Raw genomic sequence first — 24,602 nt, 5'->3', positions numbered from 1 at the left:
GTCGCTCAGACGTAGCGCTCGAGGATGCTCGACTCGGCCAGTCGCGAGAGGCCCTCGCGCACGGCGCGGGCCCGCCCCTCGCCGACGCCCTCGACGAGCATGAGGTCCTCGATGCCGGCCGCGAGCAGGCGCTGGAGCGACTCGAAGTGGTTGACGAGACGGTCGACGATCGCCGTGGGCAGGCGCGGCACCTTGGTCAGCAGCCGGTAGCCCTGCGGCGAGACCGGGACGTCGAGACTGTCGCCGACGACGGAGAAACCGACCGCCCGGGCCCCGGCGGCGAGGTCGAGCAGCTCGACGGAGTTGAGCGACTGGAGGTTCTCGAGCGCGTCGTCGACGTCGAGCCCCGACTTCGTCGCGGGGAGGTAGTCGCGGATGACGAGCTCACGGTCGTTGCCGAGCCCGCCCACGAGCTCCTCGAGCTGGAGGCTGAGCAGGCGGCCGTCGGTGCCGAGCTCGACGACGTAGTCCTGGATCTCGGCCGAGATGCGCCGGACCATCTCGAGGCGCTGGAGGACCGCGGTGACGTCGCGCACCGTGACGAGGTCCTCGATCTCGAGCGCGGACAGCGTGCCGGTCACCTCGTCGAGGCGGGCCTTGTAGCGCTCGAGGGTCTGCAGCGCCTGGTCGGCCCGGGACAGGGTGGTCGGCGAGCCCTCGATGACGTGCCGGAGGTCGCCGACGTAGAGCGCGACGACGCCCATGGACTGGCTCACGGAGATGACGGGGAAGCCGGTCTGCTTGGCCACGCGCTCGGCGGTGCGGTGCCGGGTGCCGGACTCGGTGGTCTCGATGCGCGAGTCGGGCACGAGCTGCGTGGCTGCGCGCAGGATGCGGGTGCCCTCACGGTCGAGGACGACGGCGCCGTCCATCTTGCACAGCTCGCGCACGCGGGTCGCCGAGAACTCCATGTCGAGCACGAAGCCGCCCGTGCAGATGGAGTCCACGACCCGGTCGAAGCCGAGCACGATGAGGGCACCGGTGCGTCCGCGCAGGATCCGTTCGAGGCTGTCGCGCAGCTCCGTGCCGGGGGCTACAGCGGCGAGGGCCGCGCGGAGCAGCAGCTCGTCGTTCCGGTCCATCACTTCCCTGTTCGCAATGGGGGCGCCGAGCGCGTCCAGCCCGGTCGCTCGCAGTCTAGACGGTGCCGACGGCAGCCGCGCTCGTTGACCGGCCACCGGCGAGGCGACCCATGGCCTCGATGGCGCGCGGCACGTCGGCGACCTCGACGGCGCGGATGCCGTCGGGCACCTGGGAGCCGGACAGGCTCCCGGCAGGCACGAGCGCGTGCCGGAAACCGAGGCGGGCCGCCTCTGCGAGACGGCGGTCCAGGCCGGTCACCCGGCGCACCTCGCCGGCCAGCCCGACCTCGCCGAAGGCGACGACGTCGGTGGCGAGGGGCCGGTCGACGACGGACGACGTGACGGCGCAGACGATGGCGAGGTCGGCCGCCGGCTCGGTGATGCGCACCCCGCCGACCGTGGCCGCGAAGATGTCGCGCGAGCCGACCGGGGCCCCGGCCCGCTTGTCGAGGACCGCGATGATCATGGCCAGGCGCGAGGCGTCGAGGCCGCTCGAGGTGCGGCGCGGTGACGGCAGGGTCGAGGGAGCGACGAGGGCCTGCACCTCGGCGACGAGGGGGCGCCGTCCTTCGAGGGTGACAGTGACGCACGTGCCGGGGACCGCGTGGTCACGGGTGGAGAGGAACAGCCCGCTGGGGTCGGTGAGGCCGGTGATGCCGGAGTCGGACAGCTCGAAGCAGCCGACCTCGTCGGTGGGACCGAAGCGGTTCTTGACGGCGCGCACGAGTCGCAGCCCCGAGTGGCGGTCGCCCTCGAACTGGATGACGACGTCGACGAGGTGCTCGAGCAGCCGGGGGCCGGCGATCGAGCCGTCCTTGGTGACGTGCCCGACGAGCAGCACCGCCACGCCCCGGGCCTTGGCCGCCGCGATGAGACTGCCGGTGACCTCCCGCACCTGCGTGACGTTGCCGGCCTGTCCCTCGACGTCGGCGCTGGCGATCGTCTGCACGGAGTCGACGACGAGCAGCCCGGGAGACCGCGCCTCGACGTGGCCGAGCACGGTCGCGAGGTCGGTCTCGGCGGCGAGGTAGAGGGTGTCGGCCATCGCTGAGATGCGCTCGGCGCGCGTGCGTACCTGGGCGGCGGACTCCTCGCCGCTGATGTAGAGCACCTCGGAGCCGGACCGGGCCGCGCGCGCCGCGACGTCGAGCAGCAGCGTCGACTTGCCGACCCCGGGCTCACCGGCGACGAGCACCACGCCTCCGGGCACGAGCCCGCCGCCCAGGACCCGGTCGAACTCGGCGACGCCGGTCGGGCGGGCGGCGGCCCTGGTCAGGTCGACGTCGGCGATGCGCTGGGCGGGCGTGACGACCGTGGCGGCGGTCGTGCGCGCAGCCGTGGGCGCGCCAGTCTCGGCGACGGTGCCCCACGCCTGGCACTCACCGCAGCGACCCACCCACTTGGCGGTGGTCCACCCGCACTCGGCGCAGCGGAAGCCGGGGGTGCGTCGCGTCGTCGTCCTCGTAGCCATGGGCACGACCGTACGGCGCGGGTGCGACAGCGCTCGGCGGGGCGGGCCGTGCGTCCGTGAGAAAATGGCGCCATGGAATCGGTTCTGCCCTATGTGCTCGCCATCGTCCCGACGGTCGGCGTGGGCACGCTCTTCTACTTCGTCATCAAGAGCATCCTCGAGGGAGACCGTCGCGAGCGCCTCGCCCAGGCGCAGTGGGAGGCAGAGCACGACCGCCGCGCTGCCGCGGAGGACACGGCGCAAGAGGGCCGAGGCACCGACCCGGCCTCTCCCGCGCCGACGAAAGAGCACTGACCGCGGGCGCCTTCATCCGGCGCCGACGCCCATTCGGACAAAAACCCGAGACGCCCCGGTCGGACACAATCCAATACCGATCGACGCCATTGTTTTGGATGGAAATGCATTCTCGGGCTGATGGCGCTAAATTGATCTCGCCCGCGAGTCCCACATTCGCGATAACCCCTCCCGAAACCCAATTCTCAGATGGAGAGACATGGCTCAGCGTGTCGAAGTGGTGTTGATCGATGACATCGACGGCGGTAATGCCGCCGAGACGGTGACTTTCGCCCTGGACGGCGTCACCTACGAAATCGACCTGAACGACAAGAATGCCCGCAAGCTCCGTGACGACTTCGCGACGTGGACCGGTCACGCCCGTCGCGCAGGCACGGCCAAGGCCGGCTCCCGCCGTCGCGCCTCGGGTGCGGCCAAGCGCACCGACCTGGGCGCCGTCCGCGAGTGGGCCCGTGCCAACGGCCACGAGGTCTCCGACCGCGGCCGCATCTCGGCCGACGTCCAGGCGGCCTACGACAGGGCGCACTGACCGAGCGGTCAGCACGAGCGCGCAGCACGAGGCGCTCAGCACGACAGGGAGGGCCCGGCACATCACAGGTGCCGGGCCCTCCCGCGTCCCCTACCCCGTCGACTCCGGGTCAAACAGCGATCGCCGCGGCGAGGTCGCCGTCGCGCGCCACCCGCTCGAGCACCTCGTCGGCCGTCAGCTGCTCGAGCACATCTCCGTCGGCCCCCGCCTCGATCTCCTCCCACGACCGGGGCGCCGCGACGGTCGGCCGCTCGCGCCCGCGCAGCGAGTAGGGGCACACCGTCGTCTTGGCGGCGACGTTCTGGCTCCAGTCGAGGAAGATCTTGCCGGGACGCAGCTCCTTCGCCATCTTCCACACGACCAGGTCGGGGTGGGCCTTGGTCTGCTCCTGCGCGAGCTGCTGGACGGTGTCGCGGATCTCGTCGCTCGTGTGCGCGCCGGGCAGGACGGCATACAGCTGGAGTCCCTTGCTGCCACTGGTCACCGGGGTCGGGTCGAGGCCGATGCCACTGAGCCGCTCGCGCACGATGAGCGCGACGCGCGCGCACTCGTGCAGTCCCGTCCCTGGACCGGGGTCGAGATCGATGACGAGCCGGTCGGGGTTGAGAGGCTCCGCGTCGCGCCCCTCCCCCGCGTAGCGCCACTGGTGCACGTGCAGCTCGAGGGAGTTGAGGTTGGCGAAGTACGTCAGCCCCGCGAGGTCGTCGATGAGCGGGAAGACCGGGTCGCGGCCGGCGCGGCGGATCCATGCGGGCGTGCCTGCGGGGATGTTCTTCTCGAAGAACTGCATGTCACCGACCCCGTGCGGGAAGCGGATCCGCGTCACGGCACGGTCGCGTAGGTGCGGCAGGATGACCGGCGCGATGCGGGCGTAGTAGTCGAGCACCTGCGCCTTGGTCGTGCCGGTCCGCGGGTACATCACCTTCTCGAGGCTGGACAGCTTCATCCGTCGGCCGTCGACCTCGACGGTGACCTTCGTGGGCTGGTATGCCATCACTCACCGTCCGCGTGGTCGTCGACGTCGCCGGGGGTGAGGTCACCGCGCAGGCCCTTGTATGCCGGCTGGCGCAGTCTCCCCTGCCCGCTCAGTCCCAGCGACTGCACGTCGGCCACGAGGACCGGGTGGACCCAGGTGGCACCGGCCGAGTCCTCGGCGGGCACGTCTGTGGCAAAAGGGGATTCGGCGGACGTCAGCGACTCGAGGTCCTGCAGGAGGGCCTGTCCGGTCTTGCCGGCGAGGCCGGACCCCACCCGCCCGAGGTAACGCAGGCCGCCCGGCCCCGGCACGCCCACGAGCACGGCTCCGAGACGACGCGACACGGTGCCGGTGGATTCGGGGCGCCAGCCGCCGATGACGACCGAGACGGTGCCGCGGTGCGGTGACTTGAGCCAGTGGGGCGAGCGCAGCCCGGGGACGTAGACCGAGTCGACGCGCTTGGACACGATCCCCTCGAGGCCCTGCTCCTTGGTCGCGGCGTGCAGCGTCACGCCGTCGGAGAACGTCGGCGGTGTCTGCCAGCGGGGCCCGGCGAGCTCGAGCCGCTCGAGGGTCGCGCGCCGGTCGCTCCAGGCGCGGGGCAGCAGCTCGACGCCGTAGAGGCGCAGCAGGTCGAAGGTCATGAGGGTGACGGGCGCGGCCTCGGCGAGCATCGCCGCCCGGCGCGCGTCGGTGACGTGGAAGCGCTCGGCCATCGCCGCGAAGGACGGCACGCCGTCGCGCATCGAGACGATCTCGCCGTCGAGGAGCATGTCCGCGTACTCGTCGGCCAGCCCGCGCAGCTCCGGGAAGGCGACCGTGACGTCGCGTTCGGTGCGGGTGAAGAGGCGCATCCCGCCGTCCGTCACGTCGGCCAGGACACGCATACCGTCCCACTTCACCTCGTGCTGCCAGCGGTCGCCGACCGGAATGGTCGTCGTAGCCGTCGCGAGCATGGGGCGCATGGGTGCATTCTTGTTCCCATGCGAGCCATCTGGAAAGGCGCCGTGTCGTTCGGCCTCGTCAATGTGCCGGTTCGACTCTTCTCGGCGACGGAGAACCACGACGTGCAGTTCCGGCAGGTTCACGAGAAGGACGGCGGCCGCATCAAGTACCAACGCGTCTGCTCGATCGACGGCGAGGAGGTGCCCTACTCCGACATCGCCAAGGGATATGAGGCGCCCGACGGCCAGATGGTCGTGCTGACCGACGAGGATCTCAAGAGTCTCCCGACGCGGTCGACCAAGGAGATCTCGATCGAGAAGTTCGTGCCGTCCGAACAGATCGACCCGTTGCTCTTCGACAAGAGCTACTACCTCGAGCCCGACAAGACCGGGCTCAAGCCCTATGTGTTGCTCCGCGACGCGCTCGAGAAGGCCGACCGGATGGCGCTCGTCACCGTGTCGGTGCGCACGCGGATGACCCTCGCCGTGCTCCGGGTGCGGGACGGCGTCATCGTGCTCCAGACGCTGCTCTGGGCCGACGAGGTGCGCACGCCGGAGTTCGAGTCGCTCTCGGAGGAGACGCACGCGACGGCCAAGGAGCTCGCGATGGCCTCCTCGCTCGTCGACTCGCTGTCGGGCGACTACGAGCCGGACGAGTTCGAGGACGACTACGCCGAGGCCGTGACCCAGCTCGTCGCGACGAAGATCGAGGGCGGCGAGCTCACCGAGACGCCCGAGGCCAAGGGCGAGGAGACCGAGGTCGTCGACCTGCTCGCGGCCCTGCAGCGCAGCGTCGACAAGGCCAAGGCCGCCAGGACGGGCGGCTCGCCCAGCGACTCCGGATCGTCGGACGAGGGCGCGGCGAAGAAGACGGCGTCCAAGCCCGCGCCCAAGACCACGGCCAAGAAGGCGACGACGAAGACCGCCGCGAAGAAGGCGACCGCGAAGAAGACCACGGCCAAGAAGTCGACGACGAAGAAGGCGGCGACCAAGAAGGCGAGCTGACCCCAGCGCCCCCGCGGGCGGCGACGTTCGTCACGTCGACGTGCATACGCTCTCTTTGGGGCACCTGCTGCGCAAGGATGAGAGCGTGCGGACGGCGACGATCGACGAGCTCACCCAGCGGCTGCGGACCCTGCCCGAGAACCCCCGTGTCGTCGTCAGCGGCAACATGGCGGTCCCGTGGGAGGCGGTCCGGGCGCTCGACGCCGCGCAGCCGACCTACGTGCTCCACGCGCTCAACGCGCCCGCAGGGCTGCCGACGCGTGAGGGCGTGACGGTCGAGACGTGCTTCGTCGGTCCGGGGATGCGTCGTCACCCGCGCATGCGCTACGTGCCCTCACGACTCTCCCTCGTCCCACTGCTCTTCGGCCGTGCCCTGCCGCCCGACGCCGTGCTGCTGCACTGCGCGCCGCCGCGCCACGGCCAGGTGAGCATGGGCCTCGAGGTCAACGTGCTGCCTGCGGCGCTCGAGGCGTGCCGCGCCCGCGGCGGGCTCGTCGTCGCGGTCGTCAACCCGCAGATGCCCTACACGTTCGGCGACGCCGAGGTGCCGCTCGACCACATCGACCTCATGGTCGAGGTCGACTCGCCCATGGCCTCGCACGCCGCCGTCCCGCCCGACCCCGAGAGCCGCCTCATCGGCGAGCGCGTCGCGGCCATGGTCAAGGACGGCGCGACGATGCAGCTCGGCATCGGCGCGGTGCCCGACGCCACCCTCGCCGGACTGACGTCGCGGCGCGGCATCCGGATGTGGACCGAGATGTTCTCCGACGGCGTGCTCGCGCTCGACGCGGCCGGGGCGCTCGACCCCGACCAGCCGTTGGTCACCTCGTTCTGCTTCGGATCGGCCGAGCTCTACCAGTGGCTCGACGGCAACCCGCGCGTGCGGATGATGCGCACCGAGAAGACGAACGACCCCGGTCTCATCGCCTCGCAGCGACAGATGACGTCGGTCAACACGGCCCTCGAGGTCGACCTCTTCGGGCAGGCGAACGCCTCGCGCATCAACGCCCGCATCCACTCCGGCTTCGGCGGCCAGACCGACTTCATCGTCGGCGCGCTGCACTCCCCCGGCGGCCAGTCGTTCATCGCGCTGCGCTCGTGGCACCCCAAGGCCGACGTGTCGACGATCGTGCCGCTGCTCGACGAGCCGGTGACGAGCTTCCAGCAGAGCGCCATCGTCACCGAGCACGGTGTGGCGCCGCTCTGGGGACGCAGCGAGAAGGACCAGTGCCGCGACATCATCGAGCAGTGCGCGCACCCGCGCGTCCGTGACGACCTCTGGGAGGAGGCGCAGGCCCTCGGCCTCGCCTGAGAAGCACCACCGATCGCGTATGCCGTCCGCCTCCCCCTCGTCGAGCGGCCCCGTCGTCACACCGCCGACCCCCACCACCCCGTCGAGTGGCCCCGTCGTCACACGCCTCGGTGGCTCGAGCCTGTGACGCGTGGGGCGGGGAGGCCACTCGAGGGTCTTGGCGGCGGCTCGAGCGTGTGACGCGTGGGGCGGGGAGGCCACTCGAGGGTCCGTCGGGCGGGGGCTCGTAGGGTGGCGTCATGAGTGAGCAGACGCGCCCCGTGGCCGTGGTGACCGGTGGAACCCGTGGGATCGGGCTGGCCGTCGCCCGCGACCTCGCAGACACCCATCACCTCGTCATCGGCGGGCGCAGCGCGGACACCGTGGCCGAGGTCGTCGCGTCGCTCCCCTCCGCCGAGGGGCTGGTGGCCGACCTCGCGGACTGCTCACCCGGCGGGTCGCTCGAGACCGCCCTCGACGCGCTCGTGCCCCGTCTCCCCCGGGCCGATGTGCTCGTCCACTCGGCCGGGATCCTCCGCACCGGGACCGTGGCCGACTCGCCCGTGCAGGACTGGGCCGACTCGATGACGGTCAACGTCGTCGCCGTCGCGGCCGTCACCCGGGCCCTGCTGCCGGCGCTGCGCGCCGCCCACGGCCTCGTCATCACCGTCAACTCCGGATCGGGCCTGACGGCGACGCCGGCCTCAGGCGCCTACTGCGCGTCGAAGTTCGCGCTCCGAGCGTTCAGCGACTCGCTGCGCCAGGAGGAGCGCGAGCACGGCGTCCGCGTCACCTCGCTGCACCCGGGTCGGGTCGACACCGACATGCAGCACGAGCTCGTCGCGTTCGAGGGCGCCGACTACGACGCGGGCGCCTACCTCGACGTGGCCTCGGTCGTCCGCGCCGCCCGTCTGGCCATCGACGCGGGCCCGGACGCGAGCGTCGACATGGTCTCGGTGCGTCCCCGCGGCTGGCGCCCCGCCACCACCTGACCGCAACACACCGAGCAGCTGCCGGGTCCTGCGGTTGCAGCCGGCGCCGTTGGCTGGTTCTCGGTGTGTTGCGAGGAGAGCCGGGCGACTCGGGGCGGATCAGATGCGGCTGGCCCCGCGGGTCGGCACGAGGGCGAGCCGGGCGAAGGCCAGCGCCTCGGCGAGGTCGACCTCACGCTGCTCACGCCCGACCTTGCGGGTCGAGACCTCGACGACGACCTCGCCGTCCCAGCCCGAGTCCGCCAGGTGCTCGAGCACGGCCGCGCACGGCTGCCCGCCGCGGCCCGGGACGAGGTGCTCGTCGAGGAACGAGCCGAGCCCGTCCGCGAGGTGCAGGTGTGCGAGCCGGTCACCGAGCCCCTGGGCCATCTCGAGGGCGTCCGAGCCGGCCGTCGCCGTGTGCGACAGGTCGAGCGTCACGTTGTCGTACGCCTGGCCCACCGGGTCCCAGTGCGGCAGGTAGGCCATGACGTCGCGGCGCGCCGTGCGCCAGGGGTACATGTTCTCGACGGCCAGCCTGATGCCCGACTCGTGCTCACGCAGCGCGACCCCGTCGACGAAGCCCGCGGCATACTCCCGCTGCCAGCGGAAGGGCGGGTGCAGCACGACGGTGCGCGCGCCGACCTCGAGGGCGAGGTCGATGGAGCGGTCGACCTTGCCCCAGGGGTCGGTGCCCCAGACGCGCTGCGTCAGCAGCAGCGTCGGCGCGTGCACCGAGACGATCGGCAGCTCGTGCAGCTCGGACAGGGCGCGCAGCGCTCCGGCCTCCTGCGTGACGGGGTCGGTCCAGACCATGACCTCGATGGCGTCGTAGCCGAGCCGCGCCGCGGTCGCGAAGGCGGTCGCGGCGTTGTCGGGGTAGAGCGAGGCGGTCGAGAGCCCGACCCGGATGGTCATGCGGCCATTGTGCGCCACCGCCAGGCGCCTGCCGCGGGCCGGGCCACGCCGTGGTCCGATGTCTCTCGGGTCATGAGGTGAGGTGGTCGAGGCGCCGGAGAATGAGGCCCTCGCGCAGCGCCCAGGGGCAGATGTCGAGCTGCTCGACCTGCAGCAGGTCGAGGGCGGCCTCGGCCACGAGCGCGCCGGCATACAGCTGGCGGGCCCGGCCCTCGGAGACGCCGGGCAGCTCGGAGCGGGCAGCGCTGTCGAGGGGTCCGACGCGCGCGACGATCTCGCGGAGGTCGTCGCGGGTCAGGGTGCGCGGCACGAACGGCCCGTCGGCGCGGGGCGCCGCTCCGGCGATCCGGGCGAGCGAGCGCATCGTCTTGGAGGTGCCGACGGCGCGGTCGGGCGGCCCGGAGGTCAGCAGCGGTCGCACGTGCCTGGCCAGGGTCGAGCGCACCAGCGAGCGCAGCTCGCGCGCGGCGGCCTCGGTCGGCGGGTCGTCATGCAGGTGCTCGCGGGTCAGCCGCCCCGCGCCGAGCGGGAGGCTGAGGGCGACGTCGGGCTCCTCGTCGAGGCCGGTCGCGAGCTCGAGCGAGCCGCCGCCGATGTCGACGACGAGCAGCCGTCCGCTCGACCAGCCGAACCAGCGGCGCACCGCGAGGAAGGTCATCCTGGCCTCGTCAGGGCCGCTCAGCGCCTCGAGCTCGACGCCCGTCTCGGCGCGCACCCGCTCGATGACGGCGTCCCCGTTGGGCGACTCGCGCAGCGCCGACGTCGCGAAGGCGAAGAGGTCGCCGACGCCGTGGTCCTCGGCCACCTCGAGGCACTCGCGGATGAAGGCGACGAGCCGGTCGGCCGTCTCGTCGCTGACCCGGCCGTCCACCTCGAGGCTCTCGGACAGGCGCAGCTCGGTCTTGTGCGAGAAGGCAGGCAACGGCTGCGCGCCGGGGTGTGCGTCGACGACGAGGAGGTGGACCGTGTTGGACCCGATGTCGATGACGCCCAGGCGCATGCCCCCAACCCTAGTCACGGCTCCCTCCCCGAACGCGGCGTTCGGTCGGGTGGAGCGGGGCCGAGGGGCCGTATGCCGTCAGGCGGAGCGGCGGCTCAACGTGAGCGAGGCGAGGGCGAGGGCACCGGCGATGAAGGCCGCGACGATCCCGAGGTCGCCCAGGACCGCGGTGACGGGGTCGGGATTGCCGGCGATCTCCTTCATCGCGTCGACGGCGTAGGACAGGGGCAGCACGTTGCTCACCCACTCGAGCACGGTGGGCATCTGGTCGCGAGGGACGAGCAGCCCGCACAGCAGGAACTGCGGCAGCAGGAACGCCGGCATGAACTGCACCGCCTGGAACTCGGTGCGCGCGAAGCCGCTCGCGAGCAGCCCGAGAGCCGTGCCGAGCACGGCGTCGAAGACGGCGACGACGACGAGCAGCCACAGCGGTCCGGCGACGTCGAGACCACAGACCCAGACTGCGAATCCCGTTGCGATCAGGGCCTGCACGGTGGAGAGCGCACCGAACGCCGCGGCATACCCCATCATGAAGTCGCCCTTGCCCATCGGCGTTGTCAGGAGACGCTCGAGGGTGCCGGACTGGCGTTCGCGCAAGGTCGAGACGGAGGTCACGATGAACATGACGACCATCGGGAAGACGCCGAGCAGGGCCGGCCCGATGGCGTCGAAGACGGGCGTGCCGTCGTAGATCCAGGCGAGCAGCCCGAGCAGCACGCAGGGCACGACGATGATCAGGGCGATGGTGCGGCGGTCGGTGCGGACCTGGCGCAGCACGCGGCCCGAGGTGGCGACGGTCAGTGCGCCGTTCACGAGGTGCTCCTTCCCCCGGACCTGGCGGTCTCGGCGTCGATGAGGGCGAGGAAGGCGGCGTCGGCGTCCACCGCGCCGGTGCGCTGGAGCAGCTCGGCCGGGGTGAGGTCGGCGAGGACGCGTCCCTCGCGCAGGAGCACGAGCCGGTCGCAGCGGGTGGCCTCGTCCATGACGTGGCTCGAGACGACGAGCGAGTGGCCGCGGTCGGCGAGGTGGCGGAACAGGTCCCAAAGGTCGCGCCGCAGCACCGGGTCGAGCCCGACCGTGGGCTCGTCCAGGACGAGCAGGCTGGGACGGCCGACGAGCGCGGCGGCGAGCGAGACCCGGGACTCCTGGCCACCGGAGAGGTCCTGCACGAGCTGCTCCGCATAGGTCACGAGGTCGACCTCGGCGAGGGTGCGGTCGACGGCCTCGCGCAGCTCGGCGCCGCGCAGCCCGATGGCGCGCCCGAAGTAGGCCACGTTGTCCCGGACGCTGAGGTCGGCGTAGACGCTGGGGCTCTGGGTGACGTAGCCGACGCGGTCGCGCAGCACCGGAGAGCCCGCAGGGTGGCCGAGCACGGTGACGGTGCCGGACTCGATGATCTGCACCCCGACGATGCAGCGCATGAGCGTGGACTTCCCCGAGCCCGAGGGACCGAGCAGTCCCACGACCTGGCCGCCGGGGATCTCGAGGTCGATCCCCGGGATGACCCGGTGCTTGCCCCGCACGACCTGCAGGCCGCTCACGACGACCGCTGGCCCACTGTTATTCATCATGTGATGAAATCTACTCCGGTGTGACCGGTCCGTCCACCAGATAGCCCTGAAGGACCGGACCCAGTCGCTCGACGAGATCAGCGCGCGTCGCCTCCGCCAAACCGGGCACCCGCACGACGTAGCGCGCGATGACGACGCCGATCATCTGCGAGGCCGCGAGCGCACCGCGCAGCTGCGCGTCCTCGGCGCCGGCCGAGGCTGCGAGGCGCCCGAAGACCTCGCGCCCGAGGAACTCGCGCAGCATCCGCGCCGCCTCCTCGCTCGTCATCGCCGAGCGCACGAGGGCGACGAGGGCCTCGCGCCGCTCGGGCGGCTCCCAGACGGTCAGGAAGGTCTCGACGAGCCGCCAGCCGAGCCGCTCCCGACCACCTTCGAGGACGCGTTCGATGAGCTCGGCGGGGTTGACGGGCACGGCCATCGTCTCGGCGAAGAGCGCGGCCTTGCCGTCGAAGTAGTGGTGCACCAGAGCCGGGTCGACACCCGCCTCACGGGCGATGCCACGCATGCTCGTCTTGTCGTATCCCTTGGCAGCAAAGGACTTTCGTGCCGCGTCGACGATCGCGGCGCGCGTGTCCACCCCGCCCGGTCGACGGCCTCGCGCCCTCACGACGTCGTGCGCAGTCATGGGGACACCGTATGCCGCCCGCCGCGGGCTGCGCGCACGCGCGCAGGGCGACGGCTGACCGTTGACCGTGGCCGAGCGGCGTCCGACAATCGAGATGTCCGGTCCGCCAGAAGGATCGACGGACCCGTGTGAAAGAGGGTCGACGCGACCATGAACCGATGGACGCATCCGCAAGATGCACTGCCTCTGATCGCCGGCATCTATGCGGCGTTGTCGCCGATCTGGACGACAACCACCACCCGGGCCACGACGACGATGATCGTCCTCGGCGCCATCGCGGCGCTGGCGGCGATCGCGGAGCTCGTCCGGCCCGACCTCATCCCCCTCGAGGGCTTCACGGCCCTCATCGGCGTGGCGTTCATCGTCGCGCCGTGGGTCATGGGGTTCAGCAGCACCCGACCGATGGCGTGGACGGCCTGGATCGTCGGTGCCGTCACGTTCCTCGTCGGCGCCGCTGACCTCCAGGTCACCCGCATGCACCACCGCGACGGCACCGCCACGTCGCACTGACGGGGTGCGGAACCCGGGCCGGCCGCCACGGCCGGCCCGGACCTCCCCTGATGTGCTTTGACCTGCCTTGATCTGCCTTGGACGACGGCGGCCGCCGGTCAGCCGTCCGTGGTGGTGAACTGAGCGAGCACCTGCTCGACCTCCCGGGCACGTGCCCATCGGGCCCACTCGAGGGGTCGGGTCCGGTGCGTGTCGTCGCGCGCCTCCGGGTCCGCGCCGGCCCCCAGCAGCGCCTCGACGAGCTCGACGTCCCCGAGGAACGCCGCCTGGTGCAGGGCCGTGCGCCCGTCGTGGCGGGCCTCGACGTCCGCCCCTGCGGCCACGGCCGAGCGGACGGCGTCGGGGGTGGAGGCCCGGTGGATCGGCGGGAGCTCGGTGGGCGACCCGGCCCAGGCGCCGGGATCGCGCTCCCGCCCGTCGAGGCCGTAGCGGGCGAACAGGTCGAGCCGGGCGTCGAACCCGTGCGACACGGCCCAGCGCAGCTGACGGTCGATCATCTCGTCGACGGTCTCACCCGCCGTTCCGGTCCGGCGGGTCCAGACCTCGGAGGCCGGCCGGCCGAGGCCGTGCTCGAGGAGCAGCTCGAGGTGGCTGTCGTCGCGGTTGAACATCCGGTTGTAGAGCGTCTGGCGGTCGTTGGGGTCGGCCCCGCGGTCGAGAAGCAGCTCCGCGAGCCCCTGCCAGTCCGGGTGCCTCGGCTGACGACCACGCCCGCCCTCGCCCTCGCCGAAGACGCCGGTGAGGGCGGTGAAGGGCGTCGCGAGGCCGTGCCACAGGTAGCCGCTGTCGGGGTCGGCACCGGCGTCGAGCAACGTCCGCGCCGCACCGAGCGGGTCCCGTTGCGGGACGCGGGAGTAGACGACGTAGAGCAGCGGCGACCAGCGGAACGGGCCCGCCTCGCGCGTCGCCGTCGCGGGATCGGCCGCGAGGTGCCCCCGCAGGGCGCCGACGTCACCCACGGCGGCCGCGACGGCGACGTCACGGTCGACGAGGCCGGGCTCCTCGTCGAGCAGCTGCTCGGCCCGCGCCCAGCGGGCGGGCTCGTCACGCCCCGTGTACGTCAGGCAGGCCAGGGCAGCCACCAGCGAAGCCCGATCAGCCTGTGCTGCAGGGAATTCGACATCCCCGACCGGGTCGAGGGCAGCCATGTCGCGCGACAGGTCCTGCGATGCGCGGAGGTGGGCGAGCAGCCTCGGCCAGCTCGGGAAGCCGTACGTCCGGGCGACGACGAGCTGGGCGTCCGAGAGCGCGAAGAGCCTCCGGTCCCCGGGAGGGCCCTCGGGATGGTGCAGCGACACCTGCTCGAGCGCTCCGGGGTCGCCGGAGCGGACCGCGCGCTGGAGGCGTCGCGCAGCGCGGCGCAGGTGCTTGAGGTCGGGGTCGGCGGGCAGGGACAGGGCCATGGCGGCCTCCTCTCGTCGTGCCCGCGTGCGCTGGTCGGGCCGAAAGGAGGTCGGACCGCATGCCGTTCTCTCCCAGGAGGGCTGAGCCCCTTCCCGCGCACCGGAGGCGACCTGGACGCCACCGCCACGCTACGCCGGCGTGGGCGCCGACGGAAGCACCCGGCATACGCAGGCAGTCCTCCCGGACCACGACGTGGACGACGTGCCCACGACGTGGGCGTCGCGAGCGCGGTGGAAACGTCGGCGGCATAGGGTGAGCCGGTGGCTGAAGCACCTCTGGACCTCCCCCGCGTCTGGGTCGAGTTCACCGACCCCGCCGACGCGAACCAGCGCTACCGGTGCGACCTCACGTGGCTGACGAGCAGCTGGACGTGCATCTTCGGCAGCGGCTGCAAGGGCATCTACGCCGGCCGACCCGACGACGGCTGCTGCACGCTCGGCGCGCACTTCACCGAGAAGGACGACTGGAAGCGCGTCGAGAAGGCCGTCGAGGAGCTCGGCGAGGACGAGTGGGAGTACCACTCCGTCGGCCGCGCCACCGGCAGCAAGGACGACTGGACCGAGAAGGAGGACGGCGCGCGCAAGACGAAGGTCGTCGACGGCGCCTGCATCTTCCTCAACCGCCCCGGCTTCCCCGCCGGCGCCGGCTGCGCCCTCCACCAGCATGCCGTCCTCACCGGGGTCGAGCCGCACACCCTCAAGCCCGACGTCTGCTGGCAGCTGCCGATCCGCCGCACGTTCCGCACCGTCGAGCTGCCCGACGACACCAGCTACCTCGAGGTGACGATCACCGAGTACGACCGGCGCGGCTGGGGTCCCGGCGGCCACGACCTCGACTGGTACTGCTCGGGCAACTCCGAGGCGCACGTCGGGCGCGAGCCCGTCTACCGCTCCAACGCCCCGGAGCTCACCGAGCTCATGGGGCCGCTCGCCTACGCGGAGCTGGCGATCCGCGCCGAGGCGCACCTGGCCCAGGTCAAGGCGGTCCGCGCGCGCGGCGTGCGCAAGCTCCTGCCGCTGCTCGTGCACCCCGCCACCATCGAGGCCCAGCGGGGCCGGTGAGGCGACGATGAGCGAGATCATCCCGTCCCCCAACATCTGGGAGACGCCCGACGTCTACGAGGTCGAGAACCGCGGCGTCGACCGCGCCCACGTCATCGAGGACGCGATGCGCGCGGTGCTGGACTGGTCGGGCCGCGACGTCCTCGACGTCGGGTGCGGCACCGGCTACCACCTGCCGTACTTCGCTGCCGACGCGCGGTCGGTCGTCGGTGTCGAGCCGCACCCGCCGCTGGCCGCCATTGCGGCACAACGCATCTCGCGTATGCCGTCCGTCTCGGTCCGTGAGGAGGGCGCGGCCGCGATCGGGGTGCCCGACGAGTCCTTCGACGTGGCGCATGCGCGGTGGGCGTACTTCTTCGGGCCGGGCTGCGAGCCGGGGCTGGTAGAGCTCGAGCGCGTCATGCGTCCGGGCGGTGCGGCGTTCGTCATCGACAACGACGCGACGCGGTCGACGTTCGGCCAGTGGTTCCGGCGGGCGCTGCCCTCCTACGACCCTCGTGCCGTCGAGCGCTTCTGGCAGCGGCAGGGGTGGGAGCGCGAGCGGCTCGACATCCGCTGGGACTTCGACTCGCGCGAGGACTTCGAGGCCGTCGTCGCCATCGAGTTCGCGCCTGAGCACGCCGACCTCATCCTCGCCGAGCACCCGGACGCCACCGGCGTCGACTACGCCGTCAACCTCTGGCACCGCCGCTACTGACGCTCCGCGGGTGCGTGGCCCCTCCGTGGGTTGCTGCACCGACCGGCCGGTGCGCCGCGCGGATCGACCCGCAACCCGCGGAGTGGCCTGTCGTGGTCATTTCGACCCACCCGCGGGTCGACCCAGATGGGCATCCCGACCGAGGCGGCGCGCCCTCCCGGCTCCCTACCGTTGCAGCACGACATCGGCAGCGGACCACGGGAGGACACCATGGAGACCATCGAGACCGTCATCATCGGCGCAGGCCAGGCGGGCCTCGCCACGGCGCGCGAGCTCGTCAGCCGCGGCCACGAGTGCGTGGTGCTCGAGCGCAACCAGGCCGTCGGCGATGGCTGGCGCCAGCAGTACGACTCGCTCCGCCTCTACTCCCCCGCCCGCCACGACGGGCTGCCGGGCCTCGACTTCCCGGGCGACCCGAGGTCGTTCCCCGGCAAGGACGACGTCGCGGCATACCTGCAGTCGTATGCCGTCCGCTTCGACCTCCCCGTCCGCCTCGGCGTGCGCGTGGAGCGTCTCGCAGCGACCGCCGACGGGGACGGCTTCGTCGTCACGACGGACACGGGCGACATCGCGTGCCACAACGTGGTCGTCGCGACGGGCACCTTCGGGCGGTCACCCCACGTGCCGGCGTTCGCGGCGGACCTCGACCCGTCGATCCTGCAGCTGCACTCGAGCGAGTACCGCCGGCCGAGCCAGCTGCGGGAGGGGCCGGTCCTCGTCGTCGGCGCCTCGCACTCCGGGTGCGACATCGCCTACGAGCTGGGGCAGTCCCGTCCGACGGTGCTGGCCGGCCGCGACTGCGGGCAGCCCCCGGTGCGGTGGGACACCAAGGCCGTCCACGTCGTCTTCCCCGTCTTGCTCTTCGCATGGCGGCACGTGCTGACGCGGCGAACTCCCATGGGGCGCAAGATGATGGGCGAGATCCGTCACCACGGTGGACCGATGCTGCGCGTCAAGCGGGAGGACCTCGCGGCGCGCGGCGTCGAGCGCCGGACGCAACGCGTCGTCGGCGTCACCGACGGTCGCCCCACCCTCGACGACGGCACAGTCGTCGACGTCGCCAACGTCGTCTGGGCAACCGGCTTCGCGCAGCGCTTCGACTGGGTCGACCTCCCGGTCATCGGCGAGGACGGCTGGCCCCGGGAGTTCCGGGGCGTCTCCAGCGACGTGCCGGGCCTCTACTTCTGCGGCCTCGCCTTCCAGTACGCGTTCGCCTCGATGGTGCTTCCGGGCGTCGGGCGCGACGCCGCCCACGTCGCGCAGCACGTCCTCAAGCGCAGCGCCGCCAGGACAGCGCACCCGGCCCCGGCCTGACGCGCGGTCACAGCCGGTCGCGACACCAGGACGTCACAGCAGGTCGTGCTCGAAGGCGAAGGCAGCCGCGGCCGTGCGGCTGCCGACACCGAGCTTGCCGAAGATGTTGCTGAGGTGCCGGGCCACGGTGCGGTCGCTCAGCACGAGCCCGGACGCGATCTGCGCGTTGCTCTGGCCGGCGGCCACGAGCCGGAGCACCTCGATCTCCCTCTCGCTCAGACCTGCCGGGCGCGACGGCGGTCCGACCGCCCGGTCGACCGCCTCGACGTCGGGCCGCGCTCCGACGGTCACGAAGACCTGGCGTGCCGACGCCAGCGCGCGCCGACCGGACTCGGCGTCACCGAGGGCGAGGAGCGCGCGCCCGGTCGCGGCCTGGGCGAGCGCGGCGTCGTAGGGCACGTCGAGTCGCATCCAGCCCTGCTGCGCCCGCCGCAGGTAGGGCAGCGCGCCGGCTGGGTCGTCAGCCGCGAGCTCGACGAGGCCCCACGCATACGCCGCCCGCGCCGCGAGCACCTCGGAGCCGAACGACCGGGCGTGCTCGTCCAGCTCGCCCGCGCAGGTGCGTGCGGCCTCCACGTCGCCGGCCGCGAGGAGCACCACGACAGCGCCCGGCAGCACCCGGGTGCGGGCCACCGCCGTGCGCGTCTCGACGAGCAGCCGCCGGACCGCGCCGAGCGCGGCGGCCTGCGAGCCGCGGGCCAGCCACAGCAGCGCCGACCCCGGCTGCGGGTCGAAGCCGTGCTCGGCGCTCGTCTCGTAGGCGGCGTCGGCGCGGTCCCTGTCGCCCCGCAGACGGTGGAGGTCGCCGAGCTCGCACGCCGCCAGCCCGACCGCCGGCAGGGCCCCGGCCAGCCGGTAGCGGTCGATGGCCGCCGTCAGCTCCTCCACGGCCTCGTCCCACGCACCCCGGGCCACCATCACCTGGCCGCGGTGCAGGGCGCACTGTCCGGTGAACGTGACGAGGCCCGGCTGCTCCTCGCACCAGCGCTGCAGCACCTGCGTCCACTCCTCGACCCGGCGCAGGTCGGACACCTCCTGGCAGCCCTCGACGGCGGTGCAGTAGACGTTGCCGAGCAGGACCGGCTCGAGTGTGCGGCTCGTCGCCTCGAGCATCGACTCGTCGAGCAGCGAGACGCCGGTGGGGATCTGGCCGCCGTAGATCGCCATGCGGCCCTGCGCGCAGAGCCCGACCGCGAGCAGCCCAGGGTCACCGTGCCGGCGCGCCGCCTCGGTGGCCCGCTCGGCGCAGTCCCGGGCCGCGACGAAGTCGCCCCGTCCGAGGTGCTCGAACATCCGCGAGAAGGTGAGGTAGCCCGCGTCGAGGCTGCCGTCGGGCAGGTCCGCTGCGAGCCGTTCGCCTCGCGCGAGCCAGCCGGAGGCCGCCGCGTGGTCGCTCCTCATCCGCAGCACCATCGACAGGTGGAACGCGCACCGGACCGCCCTGGCGACGTCACCCGCGGCGAGGTTGGCCTCGAAGGCGCGCTCGTAGCGGTCGACCGCGTCGTCGGGGCGGCCGAGCAGCTGTGCCGCGGACCCGGCGGACTCGAGGTCGGCGGCCGTCAGGCCGTCCGGGTCGAGGAGGGACCACCGCTCGAGAGCCGCGGCCCACTCGCCGCGCTCGAACTCGGCTCTCGCGCGGACCAGCTCGTCGACGACGCCCACGGCACCCTCCTCGCTGGCAGGCTACGCCTGCCGGCGGCCCGGCCACCGACGATCGAAGGGTTACACGTGGCCTCTCGACGGTGCCCAGGGCCTACACGTGGCCTCTCGACGGTTGCGAGAGGGCCGGACGTGGCCTCTCGACGAGTCAGTCGATGAGGTCGAGGGCGATGTCGACGATGGGCGAGCTGTGGGTCAGGCCGCCGACGGAGACGAAGTCGACGCCGGTGCCGGCGTAGTCCCGGACCACCTCGAGCGTGAGCCCGCCCGTGGCCTCGATCTCGACGGGTTCGCCTGCGGCGCGGAGCAGCCCGACCGTCTCGCCGAGCACGTCGACCGACATGTTGTCGCACATGATGAAGCGCGCCCCGGCGTCGTAGGCCTCCTGCGCCTCGGCCGGCGTCGTCACCTCGACCTGCACGTCGACGTCGGGGAAGCGCTCGCGCACCAGGGCGTACGCCGCCGCCACCGAACCGGCAGCGAGCTTGTGGTTGTCCTTGATCATCGCGACGTCGTAGAGACCCATGCGCTTGTTGGTTCCGCCGCCGCACCGGACGGCGTACTTCTCGAGCCAGCGCAGGCCGGGCGTCGTCTTGCGCGTGTCGAGGACCATCGTCGACGTGCCCTCGAGTGCGTCGGCCCAGCGCCGGGTGTGCGTCGCGACTCCCGACAGCCGGCTGAGGATGTTGAGGATGGTGCGCTCGGCGACGAGGATCACCTGCGTCGGACCCGTGAGCCGGGCGATGACGTCGCCGCGCTCGAGCCGGGTCCCGTCGTCGTTGACGACCTCCACCGTCGGCACCACGCCGCCGATGCGCTCCGCGACGGCCGCCAGGACGAGCTCGACGACCGGCACGCCGGCCACGACGCCCGGTGCCCGCGCGACGATCTCGGCGGTGCGCGTCTGGTCGCCGGGGATCGTCGCCAGCGTCGTGACGTCGACGCCGTCGGGACCGAGGTCCTCGCGCAGCGCCACCGTGACGAGCTCACGCGCCCACTCGTACGGGAAGCCGCTCAGCCCGTCGCCACTCACTGCGTCTCCTTCGTGTCGTCCACCGTCTGGTCCACCGATCGCGTATGCCGTGCAAGGGGTTTCGCGGTCGCCGTGCCCTCCGCGCGGTCCTCGTCGAGGACGTCCCTCTGGGTCGACGCTCCGGCGCCGTCGAGGTCGAGACCGTCGAGGTTGGACGGAGGCACCGGTACGACCGTCGCCTCGAGCACGCCGGACCCGGAGCGTCGGAGGTGCACGTGGTGGAGGAAGTGCGCGTCGTCGCGGGCCGGGAAGTCCTCGCGCACGTGACCGCCGCGGGTCTCGTCTCGCAGCGCGGCGGCATACGTCAGCGCGCGTCCGAGGTGGAGCAGGTTGGTCGTCTCCCAGCTCTTGGGACCGCCCTGCTTGTCGGCGTCGTCGTCGACGGCCCGGGCCGCGAGCCCGGCCAGGGTCTGCTCGGTCGCGGCGAGTGAGGCCGCCGAGCGCACCGTGCCCGACCCGGCGGTCATGGCGCGCTGCACGTCGAGCCGCCGCTTGCCGCGGATCAGCTCGGGCTGACCGTCCGGCGCGACGGGCGTCGCCTCGGGGAGCTCACCGGCGGCGAGGCGCGTCGTGAGGTCGTCGGCGATGCGGCGGGCGAAGACGAGACCCTCGAGGAGGGAGTTCGAGGCGAGGCGGTTGGCACCGTGGACGCCCGTGCACGACGTCTCGCCGCAGGCGTAGAGGCCCTCGAGCGAGGAGCGCCCGCGCAGGTCGGTGCGCACACCGCCGCTCGCGTAGTGCTGGGCGGGCGCGACCGGGAGCAGCTGGGTCGCCGGGTCGAAGCCGAGCTCGCGACAGCGCTGGACGATCGAGGGGAAGCGCTGCTCGAGGAACTCCGCGCCGAGGTGGCGGCAGTCGAGGTAGACATGGTCGGTGCCGGTCTCGCGCATCCGGGCGATGATGGCGCGGGCCACGACGTCGCGCGGCGCGAGGTCGGCGAGCGGGTGCTGGCCCTGCATGAAGCGCTCGCCGGCCTCGTCGACGAGGAATGCACCCTCGCCGCGCACCGCCTCGGAGATGAGCGGCTGCTGTCCGCGCGAGCCCTCACCGAGCCAGAGGACGGTGGGGTGGAACTGGACGAACTCGAGGTCGGCGAGCACGGCGCCTGCCCTGAGCGCGGCGGCCATGCCGTCACCGGTGGCGACGGACGGGTTGGTCGTCGAGGCGTAGATCTGGCCGAGGCCACCGGTCGCGAGCACGACGGCACGGGCGTGCGCCGCGCCGACACCGTCGACCTGGCCCTCGCCGATGACGTGCAGCGTCACCCCGCAGACGCGCTCGTCGGCGTCGGTGAGCAGGTCGACGACGAGGGCGTGCTCGATGACCTCGATGCCGGGGTCGTCGCGCACCCGGTCGAGCGCGGCGATGAGGGCGCGGCTGATCTCGCGCCCGGTCGCATCGCCGCCGGCGTGCAGGATGCGGTCGCGGTGGTGGCCGCCCTCGCGGGTCAGGGAGAGCCCGCCCGTGTCGCCGCGGTCGAACTCGGCCCCGAGCGCGATGAGGTCCCAGACGGCGTCGGTGCCCTCGCGCACGAGCGCCTCGACGGCGTCGACGTCGCAGAGCCCGACGCCGGCGACGAGCGTGTCGTGGATGTGCTCCGCCGGGCTGTCCTCCGGCGACATGACGGCGGCGATGCCACCCTGCGCCCAGGCGGTCGAGCCCTCGTCGAGCACCGTCTTCGTCACGAGCAGCACGCGGTCGACCCGTCGGCGCAGCCGGAGCGCGGTCGTGAGCCCGGCGATGCCGGAGCCGACGACGATGACGTCGGCCGTGGCCGTCCAGCCGGGCGCGGGCGCACGCAGCCGCCGGGGGACGGTCACCTCGGGGAGCCCGCTCTGCGGCATACGACTGGCCTCTCAGTCCTGGGTCTGGTGCTGGTGCTCGTGCTGGTACTCGTGGTGGCGCTCGGTGACGGCCGAGGTCATCAGGCCGAAGCCGTCGGGCACGTCCCCTGCATCGTGCCCCACCTCGACCGTCCGGTTGTGCTCGTCGACGAAGACGACCCTCGGCTCGAAGGTGCGCGCCTCGGCATCGTCCATGGCGGCGTACGCGATGATGATGACCGTGTCACCGGGCGAGATGAGCCGGGCGGCCGCGCCGTTGATGCAGACGATGCCGGTGCCCCGCTCCCCCTCGATGGCGTAGGTCGTCAGGCGGTTGCCGTTGTCGACGTCGACGACGTCGACCTGCTGGCCGGGCCACAGGTCGGCCGCGTCGAGCAGGTCGCGGTCGATCGTCAGCGACCCGACGTAGTGCAGGTCGGCCTGCGTGACCGTCGCACGGTGGATCTTCGAGTGGAGCATGAAACGCTGCACGGTGCGTCTTCCTCGATGGATGTGGGGGCGTGGACCGCCCTGCGGGAGAAGGGAACCGGTCCCTCAGGACTGCGTGAACGTCTCGAGCGCGCCGCCGCCGGGACCGACGAGGACGGGCAGGTTGTCGATGAGACGGGTCGTACCCACTCGACCGGCGACGGCGAGCAGCGCCTCGCCGCGGTACCACTCCGGAACGTCCTCGAGGGTGTCCGGGTGCACGAGCACGAGGTAGTCGACGAGGGCGAGCGGCTCACGGACGAGCACGGCCCGGGCCGCGCGACGGACCGCGGACGGGCCCTCTGCAGCCGCTGCCGCGCCGGCCTGCAGCGCCGCCGAGAGGCACAGGGCCGTCTCCCGGTCGGACGCCGTGAGGTAGGTGTTGCGGCTCGACATCGCCAGGCCGTCGGCCTCGCGCACGGTGGGGACGGCCACGACCTGCACCGGGAAGTCGAGGTCGCGACACATCCGCCGGATGAGCAGCAGCTGCTGGGCGTCCTTCTGCCCGAAGTACGCCGCGCTGCAGCGGGTCAGGTGCATGAGTTTGCCGACGACGGTGAGCATCCCGTCGAAGTGCCCCGGCCGGGACTGGCCCTCGAGCACGTCACCGAGGGGCCCGGCCGACACGCGCACCCCGGGGTCGCCCTCGGGGTAGACGACGTCGGGCGTCGGCGCGAAGACGAGGTCGACCCCCGCCGCGGTGCAGATCTCGAGGTCGGCGTCGAACGTGCGCGGGTAGCGCGAGAGGTCCTCCTTGGGCCCGAACTGGAGCGGGTTGAGGAAGATCGTCACGACGACGTGGCGGTGGGCCTTGCGGGCCTGGTGGATGAGGGTCGCGTGGCCCTCGTGCAGGGCCCCCATCGTCATGACGACGGCGACGTCGCCGTCGTCGAGCGCCGAGCGGGCCTCGCGCAGCTCCTCACGGGTGCGCGCCACCACCGGCGTGACAGGCGGGCTGCCGGGCGGGGTGCCGGGCCCGGTGACGGGATGGGTGACGGTCGGTGCGGTCGTGTCGGTCACGGTTGGTCCTCCTCGTGCGCGAGCAGCTCGAGCAGCGGGTCGGCGTCGGACGCGCGGAGGCGACCGCTGAGCAGGGCCCGCTGCGCCGTCGCGCGGGCCAGGGCGAGATAGGTCGGCCGGATGTCCGGGGCGACCTTGCGCAGCATCGCGACGTGCCCGGCAACGGTACCGGCATCGCCGCGGGCCACCGGACCGGTGAGGGCTGCGTCACCCCGCTGCAGCGTGTTGGCGAGCGCCGCGGAGAGCAGCGGCTCGAGGACGCGCGCCGGGTCGTCGACCCCGGCCTCGCCGAGCAGCTGCATCGACTGGGCGACGAGGGTGACGAGGTGGTTCGACCCGTGGGCGAGGGCTGCGTGGTAGGTGACGCGGTCCTCCTCGGCGATCCACACCGGGTCGCCCCCCATCTCGATGACGAGCGCCTCGCCGAGGGGGCGGGCGAGGTCGAGGGTCGTCACGCCGAAGCAGCAGTCGTGGAGGCGCTCGAGGTCGAGCTCGGTGCCCGTGAACGTCATGGCCGGGTGGATCGCGAGCGGAACGATGTCGCTGTCGGCAGCCGCCTCGAAGACCGAGATCCCGTGGGCTCCGGACGTGTGCATGACGAGCTGACCGGGGGTGAAGGTGCCCGTGGCGCTGAGCCCGCGGACGAGGTCGGCGAGGGCGTCGTCCGGCACGGCCAGGACGACGAGGTGCGCACCGGCGACGACCTCCGGGATCGGCTTGACCGGCACCCCCGGCAGCAGCGTCGCGGCCCGCTCGAGGCTCTCCTCGCTGACCGCGGAGACGCCGGTGACGACGTGGCCGGCGCGGGCCAGGGCAGCTCCGAGGACGGCTCCGACGCGCCCGGCGCCCACGACGCCGACGTCGAAGCGCGCAGGACGCTCGTGCGGGGTGCTCACCCACGGCACGCTATCGCCT

At 72.6% G+C, this 24,602-nt stretch carries 25 protein-coding genes; 9 read left to right on the top strand and 16 right to left on the bottom strand.

The window, feature by feature from the left end:
* Positions 1-5 precede the first annotated feature (5 nt).
* Positions 6-1,082 (bottom strand): DNA integrity scanning diadenylate cyclase DisA, encoded by a 1,077-nt coding sequence (disA, locus tag IEY30_RS11230; RefSeq protein WP_188960130.1) that lies wholly within the window; start codon positions 1,080-1,082, stop codon positions 6-8.
* 55 nt (positions 1,083-1,137) lie between these two features.
* Complete coding sequence (gene radA, locus IEY30_RS11225; RefSeq protein WP_030195685.1) at positions 1,138-2,553, bottom strand: DNA repair protein RadA; 1,416 nt, start codon at positions 2,551-2,553, stop codon at positions 1,138-1,140.
* Positions 2,554-2,625: 72 nt separating this feature from the next.
* On the opposite strand from radA, the gene IEY30_RS11220 reads away from it, so the two are divergent.
* Positions 2,626-2,847 carry a hypothetical protein gene (locus tag IEY30_RS11220; RefSeq protein ID WP_043416442.1) on the top strand — a complete coding sequence of 74 codons (222 nt, stop codon included), beginning with the start codon at positions 2,626-2,628 and terminating at the stop codon, positions 2,845-2,847.
* A gap of 199 nt (positions 2,848-3,046) precedes the next feature.
* Complete coding sequence (locus tag IEY30_RS11215) at positions 3,047-3,376, top strand: histone-like nucleoid-structuring protein Lsr2 (RefSeq protein ID WP_030195681.1); 330 nt, start codon at positions 3,047-3,049, stop codon at positions 3,374-3,376.
* Between the two features lie 109 nt (positions 3,377-3,485).
* Here the strand turns inward: IEY30_RS11215 and ligD (IEY30_RS11210) are convergent, their stop codons facing one another.
* Both ligD (IEY30_RS11210) and ligD (IEY30_RS11205) read right to left on the bottom strand, forming a co-directional pair.
* Positions 3,486-4,370, bottom strand: a complete 885-nt coding sequence (ligD, locus tag IEY30_RS11210) for a non-homologous end-joining DNA ligase (protein ID WP_030195677.1) — start codon at positions 4,368-4,370, stop codon at positions 3,486-3,488.
* Positions 4,370-5,317 carry a non-homologous end-joining DNA ligase gene (gene ligD, locus IEY30_RS11205; protein ID WP_030195675.1) on the bottom strand — a complete coding sequence of 316 codons (948 nt, stop codon included), beginning with the start codon at positions 5,315-5,317 and terminating at the stop codon, positions 4,370-4,372. The genes ligD (IEY30_RS11210) and ligD (IEY30_RS11205) overlap by 1 nt, the downstream gene beginning before the upstream one ends.
* A gap of 18 nt (positions 5,318-5,335) precedes the next feature.
* Here ligD (IEY30_RS11205) and ku point away from each other — a divergent pair, with 18 nt between their 5' ends.
* From ku to IEY30_RS11190, 3 genes are all read left to right on the top strand, one after another.
* On the top strand, positions 5,336-6,301 hold the full coding sequence (gene ku / locus IEY30_RS11200; protein WP_030195671.1) for a non-homologous end joining protein Ku: 966 nt from the start codon (positions 5,336-5,338) through the stop codon (positions 6,299-6,301).
* 85 nt (positions 6,302-6,386) lie between these two features.
* Positions 6,387-7,613, top strand: coding sequence for an acetyl-CoA hydrolase/transferase family protein (locus IEY30_RS11195; RefSeq protein ID WP_030195666.1), 1,227 nt, complete (start codon positions 6,387-6,389; stop codon positions 7,611-7,613).
* Between the two features lie 239 nt (positions 7,614-7,852).
* Entirely contained in the window at positions 7,853-8,584 is a 732-nt protein-coding gene (locus IEY30_RS11190) for an SDR family oxidoreductase (RefSeq protein ID WP_030195663.1), read from the top strand.
* A gap of 99 nt (positions 8,585-8,683) precedes the next feature.
* Here IEY30_RS11190 and IEY30_RS11185 read toward each other — a convergent pair whose 3' ends face one another.
* The 5 genes from IEY30_RS11185 to IEY30_RS11165 all read right to left on the bottom strand — a co-directional run bounded on the left by IEY30_RS11185 (position 8,684) and on the right by IEY30_RS11165 (position 12,677).
* Complete coding sequence (locus IEY30_RS11185) at positions 8,684-9,481, bottom strand: sugar phosphate isomerase/epimerase family protein (RefSeq protein WP_030195660.1); 798 nt, start codon at positions 9,479-9,481, stop codon at positions 8,684-8,686.
* 70 nt (positions 9,482-9,551) lie between these two features.
* Complete coding sequence (locus IEY30_RS11180) at positions 9,552-10,481, bottom strand: Ppx/GppA phosphatase family protein (protein ID WP_030195655.1); 930 nt, start codon at positions 10,479-10,481, stop codon at positions 9,552-9,554.
* A 78-nt stretch (positions 10,482-10,559) separates the two neighbouring features.
* Positions 10,560-11,294, bottom strand: coding sequence for an ABC transporter permease (locus IEY30_RS11175; protein WP_030195652.1), 735 nt, complete (start codon positions 11,292-11,294; stop codon positions 10,560-10,562).
* Positions 11,291-12,052: an ABC transporter ATP-binding protein gene (locus IEY30_RS11170; RefSeq protein WP_030195649.1), complete on the bottom strand. Its 762-nt coding sequence runs from the start codon at positions 12,050-12,052 to the stop codon at positions 11,291-11,293. Before IEY30_RS11170 ends, IEY30_RS11175 begins: the two co-directional genes overlap by 4 nt.
* A 10-nt stretch (positions 12,053-12,062) precedes the next feature.
* Positions 12,063-12,677, bottom strand: a complete 615-nt coding sequence (locus tag IEY30_RS11165) for a TetR/AcrR family transcriptional regulator (RefSeq protein ID WP_030195644.1) — start codon at positions 12,675-12,677, stop codon at positions 12,063-12,065.
* A 150-nt stretch (positions 12,678-12,827) separates the two neighbouring features.
* Between IEY30_RS11165 and IEY30_RS11160 the strand changes: the two genes are divergently transcribed.
* Entirely contained in the window at positions 12,828-13,187 is a 360-nt protein-coding gene (locus IEY30_RS11160; RefSeq protein WP_030195631.1) for an SPW repeat protein, read from the top strand.
* A 98-nt stretch (positions 13,188-13,285) separates the two neighbouring features.
* Here IEY30_RS11160 and IEY30_RS11155 read toward each other — a convergent pair whose 3' ends face one another.
* Positions 13,286-14,590 carry an ankyrin repeat domain-containing protein gene (locus tag IEY30_RS11155; RefSeq protein WP_030195623.1) on the bottom strand — a complete coding sequence of 435 codons (1,305 nt, stop codon included), beginning with the start codon at positions 14,588-14,590 and terminating at the stop codon, positions 13,286-13,288.
* A gap of 261 nt (positions 14,591-14,851) precedes the next feature.
* Here IEY30_RS11155 and IEY30_RS11150 point away from each other — a divergent pair, with 261 nt between their 5' ends.
* The 3 genes from IEY30_RS11150 (at position 14,852) to IEY30_RS11140 (ending at position 17,663) form a co-directional block, all read left to right on the top strand.
* On the top strand, positions 14,852-15,652 hold the full coding sequence (locus IEY30_RS11150; RefSeq protein ID WP_030195610.1) for a DUF3109 family protein: 801 nt from the start codon (positions 14,852-14,854) through the stop codon (positions 15,650-15,652).
* Positions 15,653-15,659: 7 nt separating this feature from the next.
* Positions 15,660-16,349, top strand: coding sequence for a class I SAM-dependent methyltransferase (locus tag IEY30_RS11145; protein WP_030195608.1), 690 nt, complete (start codon positions 15,660-15,662; stop codon positions 16,347-16,349).
* 210 nt (positions 16,350-16,559) lie between these two features.
* Positions 16,560-17,663, top strand: coding sequence for a flavin-containing monooxygenase (locus IEY30_RS11140; protein ID WP_030195604.1), 1,104 nt, complete (start codon positions 16,560-16,562; stop codon positions 17,661-17,663).
* 33 nt (positions 17,664-17,696) lie between these two features.
* Here the strand turns inward: IEY30_RS11140 and IEY30_RS11135 are convergent, their stop codons facing one another.
* From IEY30_RS11135 to IEY30_RS11110, 6 genes are all read right to left on the bottom strand, one after another.
* Positions 17,697-19,325: a helix-turn-helix transcriptional regulator gene (locus IEY30_RS11135; protein ID WP_030195601.1), complete on the bottom strand. Its 1,629-nt coding sequence runs from the start codon at positions 19,323-19,325 to the stop codon at positions 17,697-17,699.
* A 145-nt stretch (positions 19,326-19,470) separates the two neighbouring features.
* Complete coding sequence (gene nadC / locus IEY30_RS11130; protein ID WP_030195599.1) at positions 19,471-20,355, bottom strand: carboxylating nicotinate-nucleotide diphosphorylase; 885 nt, start codon at positions 20,353-20,355, stop codon at positions 19,471-19,473.
* Positions 20,352-22,199 carry an L-aspartate oxidase gene (locus tag IEY30_RS11125; RefSeq protein ID WP_030195595.1) on the bottom strand — a complete coding sequence of 616 codons (1,848 nt, stop codon included), beginning with the start codon at positions 22,197-22,199 and terminating at the stop codon, positions 20,352-20,354. The genes nadC and IEY30_RS11125 overlap by 4 nt, the downstream gene beginning before the upstream one ends.
* 12 nt (positions 22,200-22,211) lie before the next feature.
* A complete protein-coding gene (gene panD / locus IEY30_RS11120; RefSeq protein ID WP_030195594.1) occupies positions 22,212-22,670 on the bottom strand; it encodes an aspartate 1-decarboxylase in 459 nt (152 codons plus the stop codon).
* 63 nt (positions 22,671-22,733) lie between these two features.
* A complete protein-coding gene (gene panC, locus IEY30_RS11115; RefSeq protein WP_081920390.1) occupies positions 22,734-23,687 on the bottom strand; it encodes a pantoate--beta-alanine ligase in 954 nt (317 codons plus the stop codon).
* Positions 23,684-24,592 carry a Rossmann-like and DUF2520 domain-containing protein gene (locus IEY30_RS11110; RefSeq protein WP_030195589.1) on the bottom strand — a complete coding sequence of 303 codons (909 nt, stop codon included), beginning with the start codon at positions 24,590-24,592 and terminating at the stop codon, positions 23,684-23,686. Before IEY30_RS11110 ends, panC begins: the two co-directional genes overlap by 4 nt.
* Between the last annotated feature and the right edge of the window lie 10 nt (positions 24,593-24,602).

The sequence above is a fragment of the Terrabacter tumescens genome (assembly GCF_014646815.1).
Taxonomy (GTDB): domain Bacteria; phylum Actinomycetota; class Actinomycetes; order Actinomycetales; family Dermatophilaceae; genus Terrabacter; species Terrabacter tumescens.
This window is presented reverse-complemented; position numbering and strand designations above follow the sequence as displayed.

What these genes read in the sequence shown, in the direction of transcription:
- IEY30_RS11180 (WP_030195655.1), bottom strand. Translation starts at nt 10,481, where the DNA reads ATGCGCCTGGGCGTCATCGACATCGGGTCCAACACGGTCCACCTCCTC.
- IEY30_RS11155 (WP_030195623.1), bottom strand. Translation starts at nt 14,590, where the DNA reads ATGGCCCTGTCCCTGCCCGCCGACCCCGACCTCAAGCACCTGCGCCGC.
- radA (WP_030195685.1), bottom strand. Translation starts at nt 2,553, where the DNA reads ATGGCTACGAGGACGACGACGCGACGCACCCCCGGCTTCCGCTGCGCC.
- IEY30_RS11170 (WP_030195649.1), bottom strand. Translation starts at nt 12,052, where the DNA reads ATGATGAATAACAGTGGGCCAGCGGTCGTCGTGAGCGGCCTGCAGGTC.
- ligD (WP_030195675.1), bottom strand. Translation starts at nt 5,317, where the DNA reads ATGCGCCCCATGCTCGCGACGGCTACGACGACCATTCCGGTCGGCGAC.
- IEY30_RS11160 (WP_030195631.1), top strand. Translation starts at nt 12,828, where the DNA reads ATGAACCGATGGACGCATCCGCAAGATGCACTGCCTCTGATCGCCGGC.
- IEY30_RS11215 (WP_030195681.1), top strand. Translation starts at nt 3,047, where the DNA reads ATGGCTCAGCGTGTCGAAGTGGTGTTGATCGATGACATCGACGGCGGT.
- IEY30_RS11165 (WP_030195644.1), bottom strand. Translation starts at nt 12,677, where the DNA reads ATGACTGCGCACGACGTCGTGAGGGCGCGAGGCCGTCGACCGGGCGGG.
- IEY30_RS11145 (WP_030195608.1), top strand. Translation starts at nt 15,660, where the DNA reads ATGAGCGAGATCATCCCGTCCCCCAACATCTGGGAGACGCCCGACGTC.
- IEY30_RS11140 (WP_030195604.1), top strand. Translation starts at nt 16,560, where the DNA reads ATGGAGACCATCGAGACCGTCATCATCGGCGCAGGCCAGGCGGGCCTC.
- IEY30_RS11125 (WP_030195595.1), bottom strand. Translation starts at nt 22,199, where the DNA reads ATGCCGCAGAGCGGGCTCCCCGAGGTGACCGTCCCCCGGCGGCTGCGT.
- disA (WP_188960130.1), bottom strand. Translation starts at nt 1,082, where the DNA reads ATGGACCGGAACGACGAGCTGCTGCTCCGCGCGGCCCTCGCCGCTGTA.
- ligD (WP_030195677.1), bottom strand. Translation starts at nt 4,370, where the DNA reads ATGGCATACCAGCCCACGAAGGTCACCGTCGAGGTCGACGGCCGACGG.
- IEY30_RS11220 (WP_043416442.1), top strand. Translation starts at nt 2,626, where the DNA reads ATGGAATCGGTTCTGCCCTATGTGCTCGCCATCGTCCCGACGGTCGGC.
- IEY30_RS11190 (WP_030195663.1), top strand. Translation starts at nt 7,853, where the DNA reads ATGAGTGAGCAGACGCGCCCCGTGGCCGTGGTGACCGGTGGAACCCGT.
- ku (WP_030195671.1), top strand. Translation starts at nt 5,336, where the DNA reads ATGCGAGCCATCTGGAAAGGCGCCGTGTCGTTCGGCCTCGTCAATGTG.
- IEY30_RS11185 (WP_030195660.1), bottom strand. Translation starts at nt 9,481, where the DNA reads ATGACCATCCGGGTCGGGCTCTCGACCGCCTCGCTCTACCCCGACAAC.